This is a genomic window from Rhizobium sp. 007 (genome assembly GCF_015353075.1).
Classification (GTDB): Bacteria; Pseudomonadota; Alphaproteobacteria; order Rhizobiales; family Rhizobiaceae; genus Rhizobium.
The window spans coordinates 1,741,485-1,755,934 of record NZ_CP064187.1 but is presented as its reverse complement, the minus strand read 5'-3'; the positions used below and the strand labels follow the sequence as shown (position 1 = coordinate 1,755,934).

Here is a 14,450-nt window from a genome sequence, read left to right as displayed (position 1 = left end):
CGAAATGTCCGGAAATCTTTGATAGACGGAAGCGCGCCGTTTCAGGACAATGGCGCTTCGTATCATTGAGTCTCATCTGATAGGTCATTGCATTGCAGGTTGGTATCGATATGGGAATGGCGTCAGGGAACACCCCGGCGACGCTCGATATCGAGGAGCTTCTGGCGACCCGTCTTCTCGTCCAGGGCAATTCCGGCTCCGGCAAGTCGCATCTGCTGCGACGCCTGCTTGAACAGTCCGCGCAATGGGTCCAGCAGGTCATCATCGATCCGGAAGGCGACTTCGTCACGCTCAGCGACCGGTTCGGCCATGTCGTCGTCGATGGCGAACGGACCGAGGCTGAGCTTGCGGGCATTGCCAACCGTATCCGCCAGCATCGCGTTTCCTGCGTCCTGACGCTAGAAGGTCTCGACATCGAGCAGCAGATGCGGGCTGCGGCTGCCTTTCTTAACGGTATGTTCGATGCCGATCGCGAATACTGGTACCCGGTGCTCGTCGTCGTCGACGAGGCACAGATGTTTGCCCCGTCGGTCGGTGGCGATGTTTCCGAAGACGCCCGCAAGATGTCGCTGGGCGCCATGACGAACCTGATGTGCCGCGGCCGCAAACGCGGGCTGGCGGGCGTAATCGCCACGCAGCGCCTCGCGAAACTTGCGAAGAACGTTGCGGCGGAAGCCTCGAACTTCTTGATGGGCCGCACCTTCCTCGACATCGACATGGCGCGTGCCGCCGACCTTCTCGGCATGGACCGGCGTCAGGCCGAAATGTTCCGCGATCTGAAGCGCGGCAACTTCGTGGCCCTCGGTCCGGCACTGTCTCGCCGTCCGCTGCCGATCCAGATCGGTGCCGTGGAAACCTCAGCGCGCTCGTCGAGCCCAAAGCTGATGCCGCTGCCGGATGCGCCGCGGGATGTCGAGGATCTGATCTTCACGCCTGACCCTGAGGAATTCCAGCGGCCAATCATGCGCCGAACGGCACCGGCGCCACGGCCGACGACGGACATCCTGGCAGAACTTTCGCGCTCCGCGCCCGCTGCGACGGCAGCGCCGGCCGAGCCGCGTGCAAACCATCCGGATCTCTCCACCGAGGAGCGCGAGGAACGGCTTTCGGCCGTGCTTTTGGAAATCCTCGACGATCCGGCTTCGGGTTTCCGGACGGATTCGGTACTCTATCAGGAATTCCTGGTGCGGCTGCGCATGCGCCGCGTGCCCGGGCCGCCGATGTCGCTTCCGGAGTTCCGCCGGCACGTGGCAATCTCGCGGTCGGGCGTCGATGCCGCAACGGCCGGGACGGCAGCCTGGGCGACGGCGCTGTCGCTTTCAACCGGCGTGACCGACGATCTGCAGGGCGTGTTCCTGATGCTGGCCAAGGCCGCGGTCTGCGGCGAGCCTTGCCCCTCCGACGCCCGGATAGCGCGTGCCTACGGCACGCATTCGGCCCGCCGGGCCAGGCGTCTCCTCGGCTATTTCGAGGAGCAGGGTACGATCGTCGTGCACACTGATTTCGCGGGCAAACGCATTGTGGCTTTCCCGGATATGAACTGCCAGACTGCGCCGGGCGATGCGAATGCGCCTGATGATGCGCGACAAGCGGCGGAATGACGCACAGCTAAGCTTCAATCAGATGGAGGGCTTCGACACCGCCGATGACGGCATCGGCATTGATGCGTCGGTCGAACGTTGCAAGGTAGCCGCCGTATCGGCCGCCTATCCTAACAGAATCTATCTGTTGTCTGTCGGGACGACAGTAAGCGATTCGGTCTGAAAAAGCGGCTATCCAAATTCTGACCGCCTCCGGCCAAAACTCATATCTCGGATCGCATTCCACAACATCAGCGGAGAATTCGTGCTGTCAGGATACCTGGGATTGGCAATAATTCTTATGAGGCCATTTTCTGTAATTGCACGTGTGGCCCAACCAACCTGAGAATTTTCGAGCGACCGATGTGCGGCATTGTGATATTCGCGATAGCGATCAACGAGCAGCTGAATATAGCGATAAACGCGATATCCCCAACGCGCTCCGCTGTTGACATTTTCATGACGAGCCCCTAAAGACCGCGTGAGCACCGGGCAGCAATGTCCGGTGTTTCATTTGACATGTCCCGTGGATTTGTCCTGTTCGCGTAATGGGATAGTCCTGTCGGGCTTTCGGAAGAAAGCCAAAGGAGGGCGTGTTTCCTTCGCGCGGTTTGGCAACAAACCGTCCTAACACTCTGAAAGGAAATACGATGAGCAAGCGCGAATCGTCCAAGTACAAGATTGACCGCCGTATGGGCGAAAACATCTGGGGCCGTCCTAAATCCCCGGTGAACCGCCGCGAATACGGCCCGGGCCAGCATGGTCAGCGCCGCAAGGGCAAGCTTTCCGACTTCGGTGTGCAGCTGCGCGCCAAGCAGAAGCTGAAGGGTTACTACGGTGACCTGCGCGAGAAGCAGTTCCGTGCAATCTTCGACGAAGCCAACCGCCGCAAGGGTGACACCTCGGAAAACCTGATCGGTCTTCTGGAGTCCCGTCTCGACGCGATCGTCTATCGCGCCAAGTTCGTTCCGACCGTTTTCGCTGCCCGCCAGTTCGTGAACCACGGCCACGTGACCGTGAACGGCGTCCGCGTCAACATCGGTTCCTACCGTTGCAAGGCCGGCGACGTCATCGAAGTTCGCCAGAAGTCGAAGCAGCTCGTAACCGTTCTGGAATCCATCGGCCTCGCTGAGCGTGACGTTCCGGAATACATCGAAGTTGATCACAACAAGATGGTTGCGACCTTCGCACGCGTTCCTTCGCTCTCCGACGTTCCGTATCCGGTCGTCATGGAGCCGCATCTGGTGGTCGAATTCTATTCGCGATAATCGACGCGAGGCGTTTTCGCATACGGAAAAGCCGCCTCCTGGGCGGCTTTTTTGTTCTCTGGAGAGAAAGCCATGGTGGATTTGCAGGCCGTCCTCGACAGCATCTACGAGGAGCTGACCCCCCGCATCGGCGAGGGCAAGGTCGCGGACTATATCCCTGAGCTTGCAAAGATCGATCCGAACCAGTTCGGCATGGCGGTCGTGACGGTCGACGGCAAGATCTACCGCGCCGGCGATGCCGACGTGCCGTTCTCCATCCAGAGCATTTCCAAGGTCTTCATGCTGACCTTAGCGCTCGGCAAGGTCGGCGAGGGACTCTGGAAGCGCGTCGGGCGCGAACCTTCCGGGTCAGCCTTCAATTCCATTGTCCAGCTCGAGCATGAGCACGGAATCCCGCGCAATCCCTTCATCAATGCCGGGGCAATCGCCGTCACCGACGTCGTGATGGCCGGTCATGCGCCGCGCGAGGCGATCGGCGAGCTGCTGCGCTTCGTTCGCTATCTGGCGGACGACGAGTCGGTGACGATCGATGAGAAGGTGGCGCGCTCCGAGACGCAGACCGGATACCGGAATTTCGCGCTCGCCAATTTCATGCGCGCCTACAAGAACATCGATCATCCGGTCGAACATGTGCTTGGCGTCTATTTCCATCAATGCGCGCTGTCTATGAGCTGCGAGCAACTCGCAACGGCCGGGCTGTTCCTTGCAGCCCGCGGCAGCAATCCCATGACCGGCCATTCGGTCGTGTCGCCGAAGCGCGCGCGGCGCATCAATGCCCTGATGCTCACCTGTGGCCATTACGACGGCTCGGGCGATTTCGCCTATCATGTCGGCCTTCCCGGCAAGAGCGGCGTCGGCGGCGGCATCTTCGCTGTTGCCCCGGGGGTCGCCTCGATCGCCGCCTGGTCGCCAGGTTTGAACAAGGTGGGCAATTCGCAGCTTGCGGCCGTGGCGCTGGAGATGCTCGCCGCGCGCACGGGCTGGTCGGTTTTCGGCGATTGATGCTTCGTTGACGCATGGCTTTCTGCTAAGGCAGAGTTATTGGATTGGGTAGGACGATGAATAGCGCAGCCAACATTGATGAGGCATTCGGGGAGGCTGCGGGAGACGGCGTGACCGGCCATGCGCTCTTTGCCGATGCCCCGGGTTCCGTCTCGTTCAACAAGCTGCGCAAGCGCCTGCTCCGGCAAGTTCGCCAAGCCTTCGACGATTTCGGCATGCTGAAGGGTCAGAAGCGCTGGCTGGTCGGCATTTCAGGCGGCAAAGATTCCTACGGTTTGCTGGCGCTGCTGCTCGACTTGCAATGGCGTGGACTGCTGCCAGTCGAGCTGATCGCCTGCAATCTCGACCAGGGCCAGCCGAACTTTCCGAAACATATCCTGCCGGATTATCTGACGAGGATCGGCGTGAAGCACCGCATCGAATATCGGGATACCTATTCGATCGTGAAGGAGAAGGTACCGGAGGGGGCGACCTACTGCTCGCTCTGTTCCCGTCTTCGCCGCGGCAACCTTTACCGCATCGCGCGGGAGGAGGGCTGTGATGCCCTGGTGCTCGGCCACCACCGCGAGGATATCCTCGAGACCTTCTTCATGAACTTTTTCCATGGCGGGCGTCTCGCCTCCATGCCGGCGAAGCTGCTCAACGACGAAGGCGACCTCATGGTGCTCAGGCCGCTTGCATATTGCGCAGAGGACGACATGGCGAAGTTTGCTGCGGCCATGCGGTTTCCAATCATCCCCTGCGATCTCTGCGGCTCGCAAGACGGCCTGCAGCGCAATGCGATGAAGGATATGCTTGCGGATATCGAGCGGCGCATGCCGGGCCGCAAGGATACGATGCTGCGGGCGCTCGCGCATGTGAACCCTTCACACCTGCTCGATCCGCAGCTTTTCGATTTTTCCAGCCTGATGGTCACAGAGCCGTCACCGAAGAGCGCATAACTGGGCGAACGCTCAAAAGTAAGGACATGCCATGACTTCGACAGTTGATGTGACGACGCTCTCCGATCTCCTCAGGCGGGCGGCGAAGGCCGAGATATTGCCGCGCTTCCGGCGGCTTGGCAGCGGCGACGTACGGGTCAAGACCGAGGCGACTGACCTGGTGACGGAAGCCGACGAGCAGGCTGAGCGGATGATGAAGGCGGAGGCGGCAAAACGCTGGCCGGACGCAGTCTTCATCGGCGAGGAGTCGGTTGCTGCCGACCCTGCGCTGCTCGGCAAGCTGCAGGGAGCGGATCTTGCGATCGTCGTCGATCCAGTCGACGGCACCTTCAATTTTGCTTCCGGCATTCCCGCCTTCGGCGTCATGGCTTCAGTCGTGTCGAAGGGCGAAACCGTTGCCGGCATCATCTACGACCCGATGGGCGACGACTGGGTGATGGCGGAAAAGGGGGGCGGCGCCTGGCTGCGACGGCCGGAGGGCGAGGCGCAGCGGCTTTCGGTGGCAGCGCCGGTGGCATTGGAACAGATGGTCGGTATGGCTTCGACCGGCTACCTCCCGAAGGAGAAGCGTCCGGAAATTCTCGCAAATCTCGCAAAGGTACGCTTTCTCGTGAATTACCGCTGCGCCGCGCATGAATACCGGACATTCGCGTCAGGACACGTGCATTACCTGATGTACAATAAGCTGATGCCCTGGGATCATCTGGCGGGAACGCTGATCTGCCAGGAGGCGGGCGCCCATGCGGCGCGTTTCGATGGAACGGCCTACCTTCCGCACCACGTCGGCGGCGGATTGCTGATCGCTCCGGACAAGGCGTCGTGGGAGTTGCTGCGGCGGGAGGTTTTCACGGTCTGAGGATTGAGGGCGTAAGCCTCGATCCATGCCCGACATATAGGCAGAAATGCATATTTCCTCCCAAGCTGTTTTGATCACGATACCGCCCCGCTTCTAAGCGGGGTTTTTCGTGTCGGGTTGGGCTTAGTTCGTCGAACTTGTCGTCACCTGATCGACCGGGATGCCAGGCGAGTTTTGCGGGAGGGATGCGATTGCGAACATCGCAAAGGCATAAGCGGCAAATACAGAAGCCGCGACGGTGGTCTTGATCATCTCTTGCTCCATCGTTGCCAGGGCAGATTAGCCCGAAAGGGCGATGGCCACAAGAAATATGAACGCCAGATGAACAAAACGTCATGGAAAGTCTCCGCATCGTCGCGTGCGGCGTGCCGTCAGACTGCTCGGTACCCGAGCGATTGTGCTGGAACGAGTCGCCCGGTGATTCGTTGAGTCGAATGTTTTGCGTGAGGTATTGCGTCATGGAGAAAAAGGATATCCGGAAATTCCCGCCCGTCAGGATCAAACTCGGCGGACGCTATCGCGTCGTCAGGACGGTTCACGATGCCTACAAGCTGATGGTCACCGAATGGCCGATCCACGATGGCCCGGCGCTCTACCGCGCCGAGATCACATGTCTGGATGCCTTCAACGATGCGACGCCGGCCGCTGAGGTGCGGAAGAAGTTCCTGGTCGCGGCCAGCGAGGCGCACCTGGAATATTTGTCTGATCCGGCTCGATGAGCTCCATTGATATTGGCGATCTGCTCGGTACCGGCAAGGAGGCGGAGGTCTACGAGCATGGGGCGCTGGTCCTTAAGCTTTACAGGGTCACCGCGTCCAAAAGTGCTGCGTTCAGAGAAGCCGCGATTCTCGCACACATCGAGCCACTTGGCCTGCCGGCGCCAAAGGTTTCAGACGTCAGACAGTATGGCGACCGCTGGGGACTGGTGATGACCCGGGCCCGCGGGCAGCCATTTGCCAACGCGATGATCTCTCAGCCCGCGTTGATTCCAAAATACCTGGATGAAATGGTGCGGCTGCACAGGGAAATCCACGGCCAATCCGCACGCGCACTTCCGGAGCTTAAGGCGAGACTGGCCTCAAATATTCGGCATGCGCCATCCTTAAATACAGCACATCGTGAAAGGCTTCTGAGGGGGCTCGATACGCTGCCGAACGGGAACGCTCTCTGTCACGGAGATTTTCATCCCTCAAACATCCTCGGCTCACCTGGTCAAGCGATGGTCGTGGATTGGTTGGACGCATGCGCCGGCAGCCCGGCCGCCGATGTCTGTCGCACCTATGTCCTAATACGTCATGCAGCTCCCGAAATAGCCACTTCCTATGCCGAAACCTATGCAAGAGCCAGCGGCCTTGCCCTAGGCGATATTTTCGCCTGGTTGCCCTTTGTTGCCGCGGCCCGGCTGGCAGAGGGAGTTTCGAAGGAAGAAGACGAACTGATACGTATGGCTGACACGGGTTGGTCAGATATCTGATCGCGCGCCAATCGCAAATTCTCCAAATCGAAGTTCCGCCTTCGGGCGCAAGGCGCAGGCTGACATGGCACACCATCACAAATGCGCAGCACCCGGGTCGAGTTGCGGGCTGTCGCCCGGGTGGGTGAAGAGTTTGCCCTTTTCGGCAAAGAGCGTGGCGACGATGCTGATTGCGCCGAAGACCGCAAAGCCTGCAAAGAGCGGCTGGACGGTACCGTTGAAGAGCTGGCCGACGCCTCCTCCGAGCAGCGCGCCGACGGAGGTCGAGACGAAACCGGTGATGGCGGTCGCCGTGCCTGCAAGATTGCCCATCGGTTCCAGACTGATTGCCGTGAAGTTCGTGGCGATGACGGCAAACATCATCAGCAGAATGGAGAAAAGAGCGTAGTCCAACGCGAAATTGACGTTGGCATCGAGCGCCATGACGTAGCCGAATGCCGAAATCACCGTAAAGAGGATCATTGCGGTGTGCGAGATGCGGCGCATGCCGAAGGTGCGCACGAAGAAGCCGTTGGCGAAGTTGGCAACGGCAATGCCGCCTGCCGTTGCCGCAAAGGCGATCGGCAGCCAATCGCCGAGCCCGTAGACTTCACCGAAAACCTGCTGGACGGAGATCACATAGGCGCTGATTACGCCCGTGAACATCGTGAGCCCGATCATGTAGCCGCAGGTGATGCGGTTGGTGAGAACGGTCCTGAAGCCGTCGACGATCGAGCCGACGGAGAGCGGGATGCGCTCATCGACCGGCAGCGACTCCTTCAGGCGTAGCAGTGCCCAGAGGAAGAGGACCGCGCCGACGATGCCGAGCAGGATGAAGATCCAATGCCAGTCGGCGTAGCTGATGATCAGCTGGCCGACGGAAGGCGCGACGATCGGCACGATCATGAAGACGATCATCACGTAGGACATGACGCGGGCCATTTCGCGGCCGCCGAAGCAGTCGCGGACAACCGCCATCGTGGTGATGCGCACCGCGGCACCGCCAATCCCCTGGACGAAGCGCATGACGAGCAGCATCTCGAAGCTGCCGGTCAGTGCCGCGCCGAACATCGCCAGCACGTAGACGGCGAGGCCGCCGAGCAGGATGCGGCGGCGGCCGAAGGTGTCGGACAGGCTGCCGAAGATGATCTGCGAGACACCAAAGCCGAAGAAGAAGACACCGATGATGAGTTGCGCATCGTTGGTGCTCGTCACGCTCAGCGAGCGGCCGATGGCGGGAAGCGCCGGCAGCATACTGTCGATTGCCATGGCGATGCTGGCGGTCATGATCGCGATGGTTATGACGAATTCCGTAAAGCCCATGCCGATGCGGCTGGAGCCCTGATTTTCAGTGTGCGGTTTATGCTGCGGGATCATTCTTCAAATCCAGTCAATGTAAAATGGTTAGATGGCCTGCTCAGAGACGCGGATTGTGAGGCTGAAACAGACGGCCCTTCTCGGCGATCAGGACGAAGACGAGTGCGATGATCGACACGGCGAAATAACCGGAGACCATCGGCAGCGCCGTCCCGTCGAAGGCTTGGCCGATTGCCGCGCCGATGATTGCGCCGCCGATCGTGCTCATGAAGCCGAGGACGGAGGAGGCGGTGCCCGCCACGTGGCCGAGCGGCTCCATGGCGAGCGAGTTGAAGTTCGAGCCGATCCAGCCGAACTGGAACATCGCAATGCCGAAGAAGCCGATGAATAGGAAGAAAGGCATTGGCTGCGGGCCAACGACCTGCACGATCATCCAGAGCGTGTTGACGGCGACGAAACCGAGCAGCGATCCATGCGACAGCCGCCGCATGCCGAACTTGCCGACGAAGCGCGAATTGAGAAACGACGCAATGGACATGAAGACCGCGACAGCGGCGAAGGCGAAGGGGAAATAGACGCCGAGATCGTAGATGCCGACATAGATCTGCTGCGCGGAGTTGATGAATCCGAACAGCGAGCCGAAGATGAAGGTGGTCGCAAGCGTATAGCAAAGTGCAATGCGGTTCGTCAGAACGAGCTGGAAGCCGCTGAGGATCGAGCGCGCGGTGAAGGGGCGCATGTTGCGCGGATCGAGCGTCTCCGGCAGGCGATAGAAGGTCCATGCGGCGATTGCCGCCCCCATTGCGGCGATGAAGACGAAGATCATGTGCCAGCTCGCAAAGAGCATGATGATCTGGCCGCTCCCGGGCGCGACGACGGGCACGATCATGAACACCATCATGATCAGCGACATGACTTCGGCCATCTGCCGGCCGCCGTAGATGTCGCGGACGATCGAAATGGTGATGACGCGCGTTGCGGCAGAGCCGATGCCCTGGATGAAACGCAGGACGAGTAAGCCGGCAAACGAAGGTATGAAAGCAATCCCAATCGCGGAAGCGATATAAATCCCCAGACCGACGAGAAGCGGCAGGCGCCGGCCGAAGCGGTCGGAAATAGGGCCATAGAAGAGCTGAGCGCCGCCGAAGCCGAGAAGATAGGACGAGACGACGAATTGCCGGTGGTTTTCGCTTTCGACGCCCAGATTGGCGCCGATCTGCTGCAGAGCCGGCAGCATGATATCGATTGCCAGCGAATTGGTTGCCATCAAAAAGGCGGCGAGCGCGATGAATTCACGCTTGCCCATGGGCGTCTGGCCCGCGGACACGGCTTGAGATGAATCTGTCACAATGAAAATCCCATAAACAGGTCAAGGCGCTGTTGAGCACAGCGCCTTGAACTCGAATTAGAACAGATTTGGAAACCGGACGGACGCCCGGTGACCTGTCAGGCGGCGCGAACCGTCACGCCGTTTTCCTGGAAGTGCTGCTGTAACTCGCCGGCCTGGAACATTTCCCGCACGATGTCACAGCCGCCGATAAACTCGCCCTTCACGTAAAGCTGCGGGATTGTCGGCCAATTCGAATAGTCCTTGATGCCCTGGCGGATTTCCGAATCGGCGAGCACGTCAATGCCCTTGTAGTCGACACCGAGGTAATCGAGGATCTGGACGACCTGGCCGGAGAAACCGCACTGCGGAAACTGCGGCGTGCCCTTCATGAAAAGGACGACGTCGTTCGTCTTGATTTCGTTGTCGATGAATTCGTTGATACCGCTCATGGGACCTAATCCTTTCAACAGGCAGGTTAAAGGCCTGCCGTTTCAATCGTGAGCCTTAGATAGCATGTGACGGCTCAAATTCCAGCCGCCAAAATCAAAAAAAGATAAGCATGCTTACGGTGGATGATGGCACGATGGCGGAACGCCTAGCGGCTGCGCTGCCTGCTGCGGGCAGTGGCAGTGCGGCGTTTGCTGACCTGCTTGCGGGCGGGTTTATTCGCTGTTGAGCCAGTGCGGGTGAAGCGCCCGGTCGTGGAAGAGCGTGTCTGGCGCTTCTTTCGCTTGGTGGTGGTTCGGAGCGCAGTTTTCTTGAGGATTTCTTTGAGCACGGTCTCGACAACGCCGCTCACGAGTTCCTTCACGATATCAGCCATTCAAATCCCTCCAGCACCCAAACGCTTCGTGGCTATTGAATTCCCGATGCTTTCGGTTAGCAAGCGCTCTTCAACAGCACGAGAGCTTTTTCCGCCACATTTCACATGCATGCGCGTTTTGCGAATTGGCGGGCCGAGCTCGCCGGAAAGATATTTATGGAATTGATCAAGAAGAGGGTGGTACTTCACTTCCCGGGTTTCGAACCGCTGGACGGGAAGGCTCACCGGGCGCGCTACGAGCGAACGGCCAGACAAAGCGGAAAGGTTTGGGGCTTCCAGGCGCAGTTAGGCGAAATAGGCGATTGCCACGAGTTTGCGAAATTCGACGTACTCGCCGCGTCCGATTTCTGGCAGACCGCAAGCAGGGTTCATGTTTTCGATCATGACGTGCTGGTACAGCATCTTAGCGCCAAGCCGGCGGTAAAGCGCATAGTCGACGGCTTTGCCGCCTGCGGCCGCATCATCGTGGACGGGGGATTGGCCGGCTATTTCCGCCATGCCTGGCGCTTCGGCCTTTTCTTCATCTTTCCGTTCGTGCTGATGCTGCTCGGCCTCATGCTGATGGCCACGATCGCTTCGGCGCCGATGGGCTTCGGTCTCCGGGTTTGGCATATCGTCTGGAGCCTGCCGGCGGCGGCTGCCTTCTTCGTCTATGTCTTCCTACCTTTCGCCGAACGCTTCTACGCCCTGCATCTCTTCGCGGATTGGGAAATGGCGGTTGCACTCGGGCGCATGGATCGCCCCGAGGTCGACGCATGGCTCGTACGCTGTGCGACTGCGGCGCGCGAGGCGCTGCTGGAGGATGCTGACGAATATGTGATCTCGTCGCACAGCATGGGCTCGAGCGTTGCCGCGCATGTCGTCGGTCTGCTCCTTGAGAAGGAGCCGGAACTCTTCGACGGCAAGCAGGTCGTCTTTGCTTCGCTTGGTTCGGCGGTGCTGCAATGCGCGCTGCTGTCACCCGCAAAAGCGCTGCGCGCCCGTGTCGGGCGGATCGCGTGCTGCCGATCCGTCTTCTGGCTCGACGTGCACTGCCTGACGGACGCCATCCATTTCTACAAGGTGCCGGTTGTCGCCGCAGCGGGCCATCCGGACGCGCCGCAGGCAAGAATGCAGTTCATCCGCGTCAAGCAGATGCTGGCGCCGGAACACTACAAGAAGATCAAGCTGGATTTCCTGCGGGTGCACCGGCAATACGTGCTGGGGCCGGACCTGCGCGCAACCTTCGATTTCACGCTGCTGACGGCGGGACCGGTGCCTGCCGCGCTTGTCGCCGATGGCGGACTGCAAAAAATGCCCGGCTTGTGACCGGGCATTCCCAATTATCGAAGCATCATTCCGGGGCCGATGTCTGCAGCGCCAGTGCGTGCAGGATGCCGCCCATGTTTCCTTTGAGGGCCTCATACACCATCTGGTGCTGCTGGACGCGGCTCTTGCCCCGGAAGGCTTCGGCCACGACTTCGGCGGCGTAATGATCACCGTCGCCCGCAAGGTCGCGGATCGTCACCTTGGCACCGGGTATCCCGGCCCTGATCATGTCTTCGATATCGCCGGGTTTCATGGCCATGATCGTAACTCCTTGCACATCATTCCGCAGCGACAAATGCCTCTGCGCTATCCATGAATTCAGGGAACCACGATTCATGGGCGTTGCGCAATTGCTGAATGGGGAGCGACAAAAGATCATCGACAACGAGGTCGCTGCCGGCAAGCGTGCCGAGACGGCGGAAGGGCACGCCGGCGCCTTCCGCATTGGCGCAGACGAAATCGGCGACGTCGGGTTTGACCGCGATGACGTAGCGTGCCTGGTCTTCCCCGAATAGGAGGGCATGCGGCGCGCCCTTGCCTTCGGCAAGCGTCACCATCAGGCCCGTCCCCGATGCCATCGCCATTTCCGCGAGCGCCAGAGCGAGGCCGCCGGAAGAGATATCGTGGCAGGCAGTGACCTGGCCGTTGCGGATTGCGGAACGAACGAAATCGCCGTTGCGGCGCTCGGCGAAGAGATCCACTTCCGGCGCCGGACCATCGATGCTGCCGACGATATCGCGCAGGTAGATCGAGGAGCCCAGATGGCTGCCGTCGGTGCCGATCAGGATCAGCTGATCGCCTTCGGATGCGCCGCCGATGCGCGCCATCGCCTGCCAGTCTGGCAGCAGGCCGACGCCTGCGATCGTCGGGGTGGGCAGGATCGCGATGCCATTCGTCTCGTTGTAGAGCGAGACGTTGCCGGAAACGATCGGGAAATCCAGCGCACGGCATGCTTCGCCGATGCCTTTTACGGCTTCGACGAACTGGCCCATAATTTCCGGCTTCTCCGGATTGCCGAAATTGAGGTTGTCGGTCGCAGCCAGCGGCTCGGCTCCCGTCGCGGTGATATTGCGCCAGCATTCGGCGACGGCCTGCTTGCCGCCTTCGAACGGATCGGCCTCGACATAACGCGGCGTGACATCGGACGAGAAGGCGAGCGCCTTGGTCGGATGGCCTTCGACGCGGACAACGCCGGCGTCGCCGCCCGGAAGCTGCAGCGAATTGCCCTGGATCAGCGTATCGTATTGTTCGTAGACCCAGCGGCGGCTGGACTGGTTGGGCGAGCCGACGAGCTGCAGCAGCGCCTTACCATAATCGTCCGGTGCTGATACGAGCTCAGCGGGGAGGGGAGCGCGCTTACCGGATTCCCGCCAGGGGCGGTCGTATTCCGGCGCCTGGTCGCCGAGGTCCTTGATCGGTAGATTGGCGACTTCTTCGCCCTGATGCACGACGCGGAAGCGCAGGTCGTCGGTGGTCTTGCCGACGATCGCGAAATCGAGGCCCCACTTGACGAAGATCGCCTTGGCGACCGCCTCCTTGTCCGGCTCGAGGACCATGAGCATACGCTCCTGGCTCTCCGAGAGCATCATCTCGTAGGCGGTCATCTGCTCTTCGCGGACCGGAACCTTGTCGAGTTCGAGCAGGATGCCGAGATCGCCCTTGGCGCCCATTTCGACGGCCGAGCAGGTGAGGCCGGCCGCACCCATGTCCTGGATGGCGATGACGGCGCCGGTCTGCATCAGTTCAAGGCAGGCTTCCAGCAGGCACTTCTCGGTGAAGGGGTCGCCGACCTGGACGGTCGGGCGCTTTTCCTCGATCGACTCGTCGAATTCGGCGGAGGCCATCGTCGCGCCGCCGACGCCGTCGCGGCCGGTCTTGGCGCCCAGATAGACGACCGGCAGGCCGACGCCCTTGGCTTCCGACAGGAAAATGGCATTCGACTTCGCGAGCCCCGCCGCAAAGGCGTTGACGAGGATGTTGCCGTTGTAGCGGGCGTCGAACTCGACCTCGCCGCCGACCGTCGGAACGCCGAAGGAGTTGCCATATCCGCCGACGCCGGCGACGACGCCAGAGACGAGATGGCGGGTCTTCGGATGATCCGGCTCGCCGAAACGAAGAGCGTTCATCGCTGCGATCGGGCGGGCGCCCATGGTGAAGACGTCGCGCAGGATGCCGCCGACGCCAGTCGCAGCACCCTGGTACGGCTCGATATAGGAGGGGTGGTTGTGGCTCTCCATCTTGAAGACCACACAATCCCCGTCGTCGATATCGACAACGCCGGCGTTCTCGCCTGGGCCCTGGATGACACGCGGCCCCTTGGTCGGCAGCGTGCGCAGCCACTTCTTGGAAGATTTGTACGAGCAGTGCTCGTTCCACATGGCCGAAAAGATGCCGAGTTCGGTGAAGGTCGGCTCGCGGCCGATCAGGTCCAGTATCCGCTGATATTCATCCGGCTTCAGGCCGTGGCTGGCGATGAGTTCGGGGGTGATCGGGCGGGTATTGGATATGGTCATGAGCTCTCGAAAGTCCCTGCCGTTGCGCGTTTTGCGGTGTCTTTAACCTATGTAAGGGC

General features: G+C 60.7%; 16 protein-coding genes. 9 read left to right on the top strand and 7 right to left on the bottom strand.

Translation table 11 applies throughout. The features are described from left to right. Nucleotides 1-92: 92 nt before the first annotated feature. The 6 genes from ISN39_RS08910 (at nt 93) to ISN39_RS08885 (ending at nt 5,647) form a co-directional block, all read left to right on the top strand. On the top strand, nt 93-1,601 hold the full coding sequence (locus ISN39_RS08910; RefSeq protein WP_194729802.1) for an ATP-binding protein: 1,509 nt from the start codon (nt 93-95) through the stop codon (nt 1,599-1,601). Continuing rightward, a complete protein-coding gene (locus ISN39_RS08905; protein WP_194729801.1) occupies nt 1,576-1,764 on the top strand; it encodes a hypothetical protein in 189 nt (62 codons plus the stop codon). Before ISN39_RS08910 ends, ISN39_RS08905 begins: the two co-directional genes overlap by 26 nt. Before the next feature lie 466 nt (nt 1,765-2,230). After that, a complete protein-coding gene (gene rpsD / locus ISN39_RS08900) occupies nt 2,231-2,848 on the top strand; it encodes a 30S ribosomal protein S4 (RefSeq protein WP_022715225.1) in 618 nt (205 codons plus the stop codon). A 72-nt stretch (nt 2,849-2,920) separates the two neighbouring features. After that, nucleotides 2,921-3,850: a glutaminase gene (locus ISN39_RS08895; RefSeq protein ID WP_194729800.1), complete on the top strand. Its 930-nt coding sequence runs from the start codon at nt 2,921-2,923 to the stop codon at nt 3,848-3,850. Nucleotides 3,851-3,906: 56 nt separating this feature from the next. Beyond that, nucleotides 3,907-4,791 carry a tRNA 2-thiocytidine(32) synthetase TtcA gene (gene ttcA / locus ISN39_RS08890; RefSeq protein WP_194729799.1) on the top strand — a complete coding sequence of 295 codons (885 nt, stop codon included), beginning with the start codon at nt 3,907-3,909 and terminating at the stop codon, nt 4,789-4,791. Between the two features lie 31 nt (nt 4,792-4,822). Then, entirely contained in the window at nt 4,823-5,647 is an 825-nt protein-coding gene (locus ISN39_RS08885) for an inositol monophosphatase family protein (protein WP_194729798.1), read from the top strand. A 123-nt stretch (nt 5,648-5,770) separates the two neighbouring features. Here ISN39_RS08885 and ISN39_RS37615 read toward each other — a convergent pair whose 3' ends face one another. After that, a complete protein-coding gene (locus ISN39_RS37615; RefSeq protein ID WP_257788081.1) occupies nt 5,771-5,899 on the bottom strand; it encodes a hypothetical protein in 129 nt (42 codons plus the stop codon). A 206-nt stretch (nt 5,900-6,105) separates the two neighbouring features. Here ISN39_RS37615 and ISN39_RS08880 point away from each other — a divergent pair, with 206 nt between their 5' ends. Beyond that, complete coding sequence (locus ISN39_RS08880) at nt 6,106-6,366, top strand: DUF982 domain-containing protein (protein ID WP_074068346.1); 261 nt, start codon at nt 6,106-6,108, stop codon at nt 6,364-6,366. Continuing rightward, nucleotides 6,363-7,121, top strand: coding sequence for an aminoglycoside phosphotransferase family protein (locus ISN39_RS08875; protein ID WP_194729797.1), 759 nt, complete (start codon nt 6,363-6,365; stop codon nt 7,119-7,121). The genes ISN39_RS08880 and ISN39_RS08875 overlap by 4 nt, the downstream gene beginning before the upstream one ends. 75 nt (nt 7,122-7,196) lie before the next feature. Here the strand turns inward: ISN39_RS08875 and ISN39_RS08870 are convergent, their stop codons facing one another. The 4 genes from ISN39_RS08870 to ISN39_RS08855 all read right to left on the bottom strand — a co-directional run bounded on the left by ISN39_RS08870 (nt 7,197) and on the right by ISN39_RS08855 (nt 10,570). Beyond that, the gene (locus tag ISN39_RS08870) at nt 7,197-8,477 is read right to left on the bottom strand and encodes a multidrug effflux MFS transporter (protein ID WP_194729796.1); all 1,281 of its coding nucleotides are present in this window, start codon (nt 8,475-8,477) and stop codon (nt 7,197-7,199) included. Between the two features lie 40 nt (nt 8,478-8,517). Beyond that, nucleotides 8,518-9,723: a multidrug effflux MFS transporter gene (locus ISN39_RS08865; protein ID WP_074068340.1), complete on the bottom strand. Its 1,206-nt coding sequence runs from the start codon at nt 9,721-9,723 to the stop codon at nt 8,518-8,520. Between the two features lie 140 nt (nt 9,724-9,863). After that, the gene (grxD, locus tag ISN39_RS08860) at nt 9,864-10,196 is read right to left on the bottom strand and encodes a Grx4 family monothiol glutaredoxin (RefSeq protein WP_022715234.1); all 333 of its coding nucleotides are present in this window, start codon (nt 10,194-10,196) and stop codon (nt 9,864-9,866) included. Nucleotides 10,197-10,342: 146 nt separating this feature from the next. Next, nucleotides 10,343-10,570, bottom strand: coding sequence for a hypothetical protein (locus ISN39_RS08855; RefSeq protein ID WP_074068338.1), 228 nt, complete (start codon nt 10,568-10,570; stop codon nt 10,343-10,345). Nucleotides 10,571-10,726: 156 nt separating this feature from the next. Between ISN39_RS08855 and ISN39_RS08850 the strand changes: the two genes are divergently transcribed. Beyond that, complete coding sequence (locus ISN39_RS08850; RefSeq protein ID WP_194729795.1) at nt 10,727-11,878, top strand: hypothetical protein; 1,152 nt, start codon at nt 10,727-10,729, stop codon at nt 11,876-11,878. Between the two features lie 25 nt (nt 11,879-11,903). Here ISN39_RS08850 and ISN39_RS08845 read toward each other — a convergent pair whose 3' ends face one another. Together ISN39_RS08845 and purL are read right to left on the bottom strand one after the other, a co-directional pair. Continuing rightward, a complete protein-coding gene (locus tag ISN39_RS08845; RefSeq protein WP_039845020.1) occupies nt 11,904-12,137 on the bottom strand; it encodes a BolA family transcriptional regulator in 234 nt (77 codons plus the stop codon). A gap of 19 nt (nt 12,138-12,156) precedes the next feature. Next, a complete protein-coding gene (gene purL, locus ISN39_RS08840) occupies nt 12,157-14,391 on the bottom strand; it encodes a phosphoribosylformylglycinamidine synthase subunit PurL (protein ID WP_194729794.1) in 2,235 nt (744 codons plus the stop codon). Between the last annotated feature and the right edge of the window lie 59 nt (nt 14,392-14,450).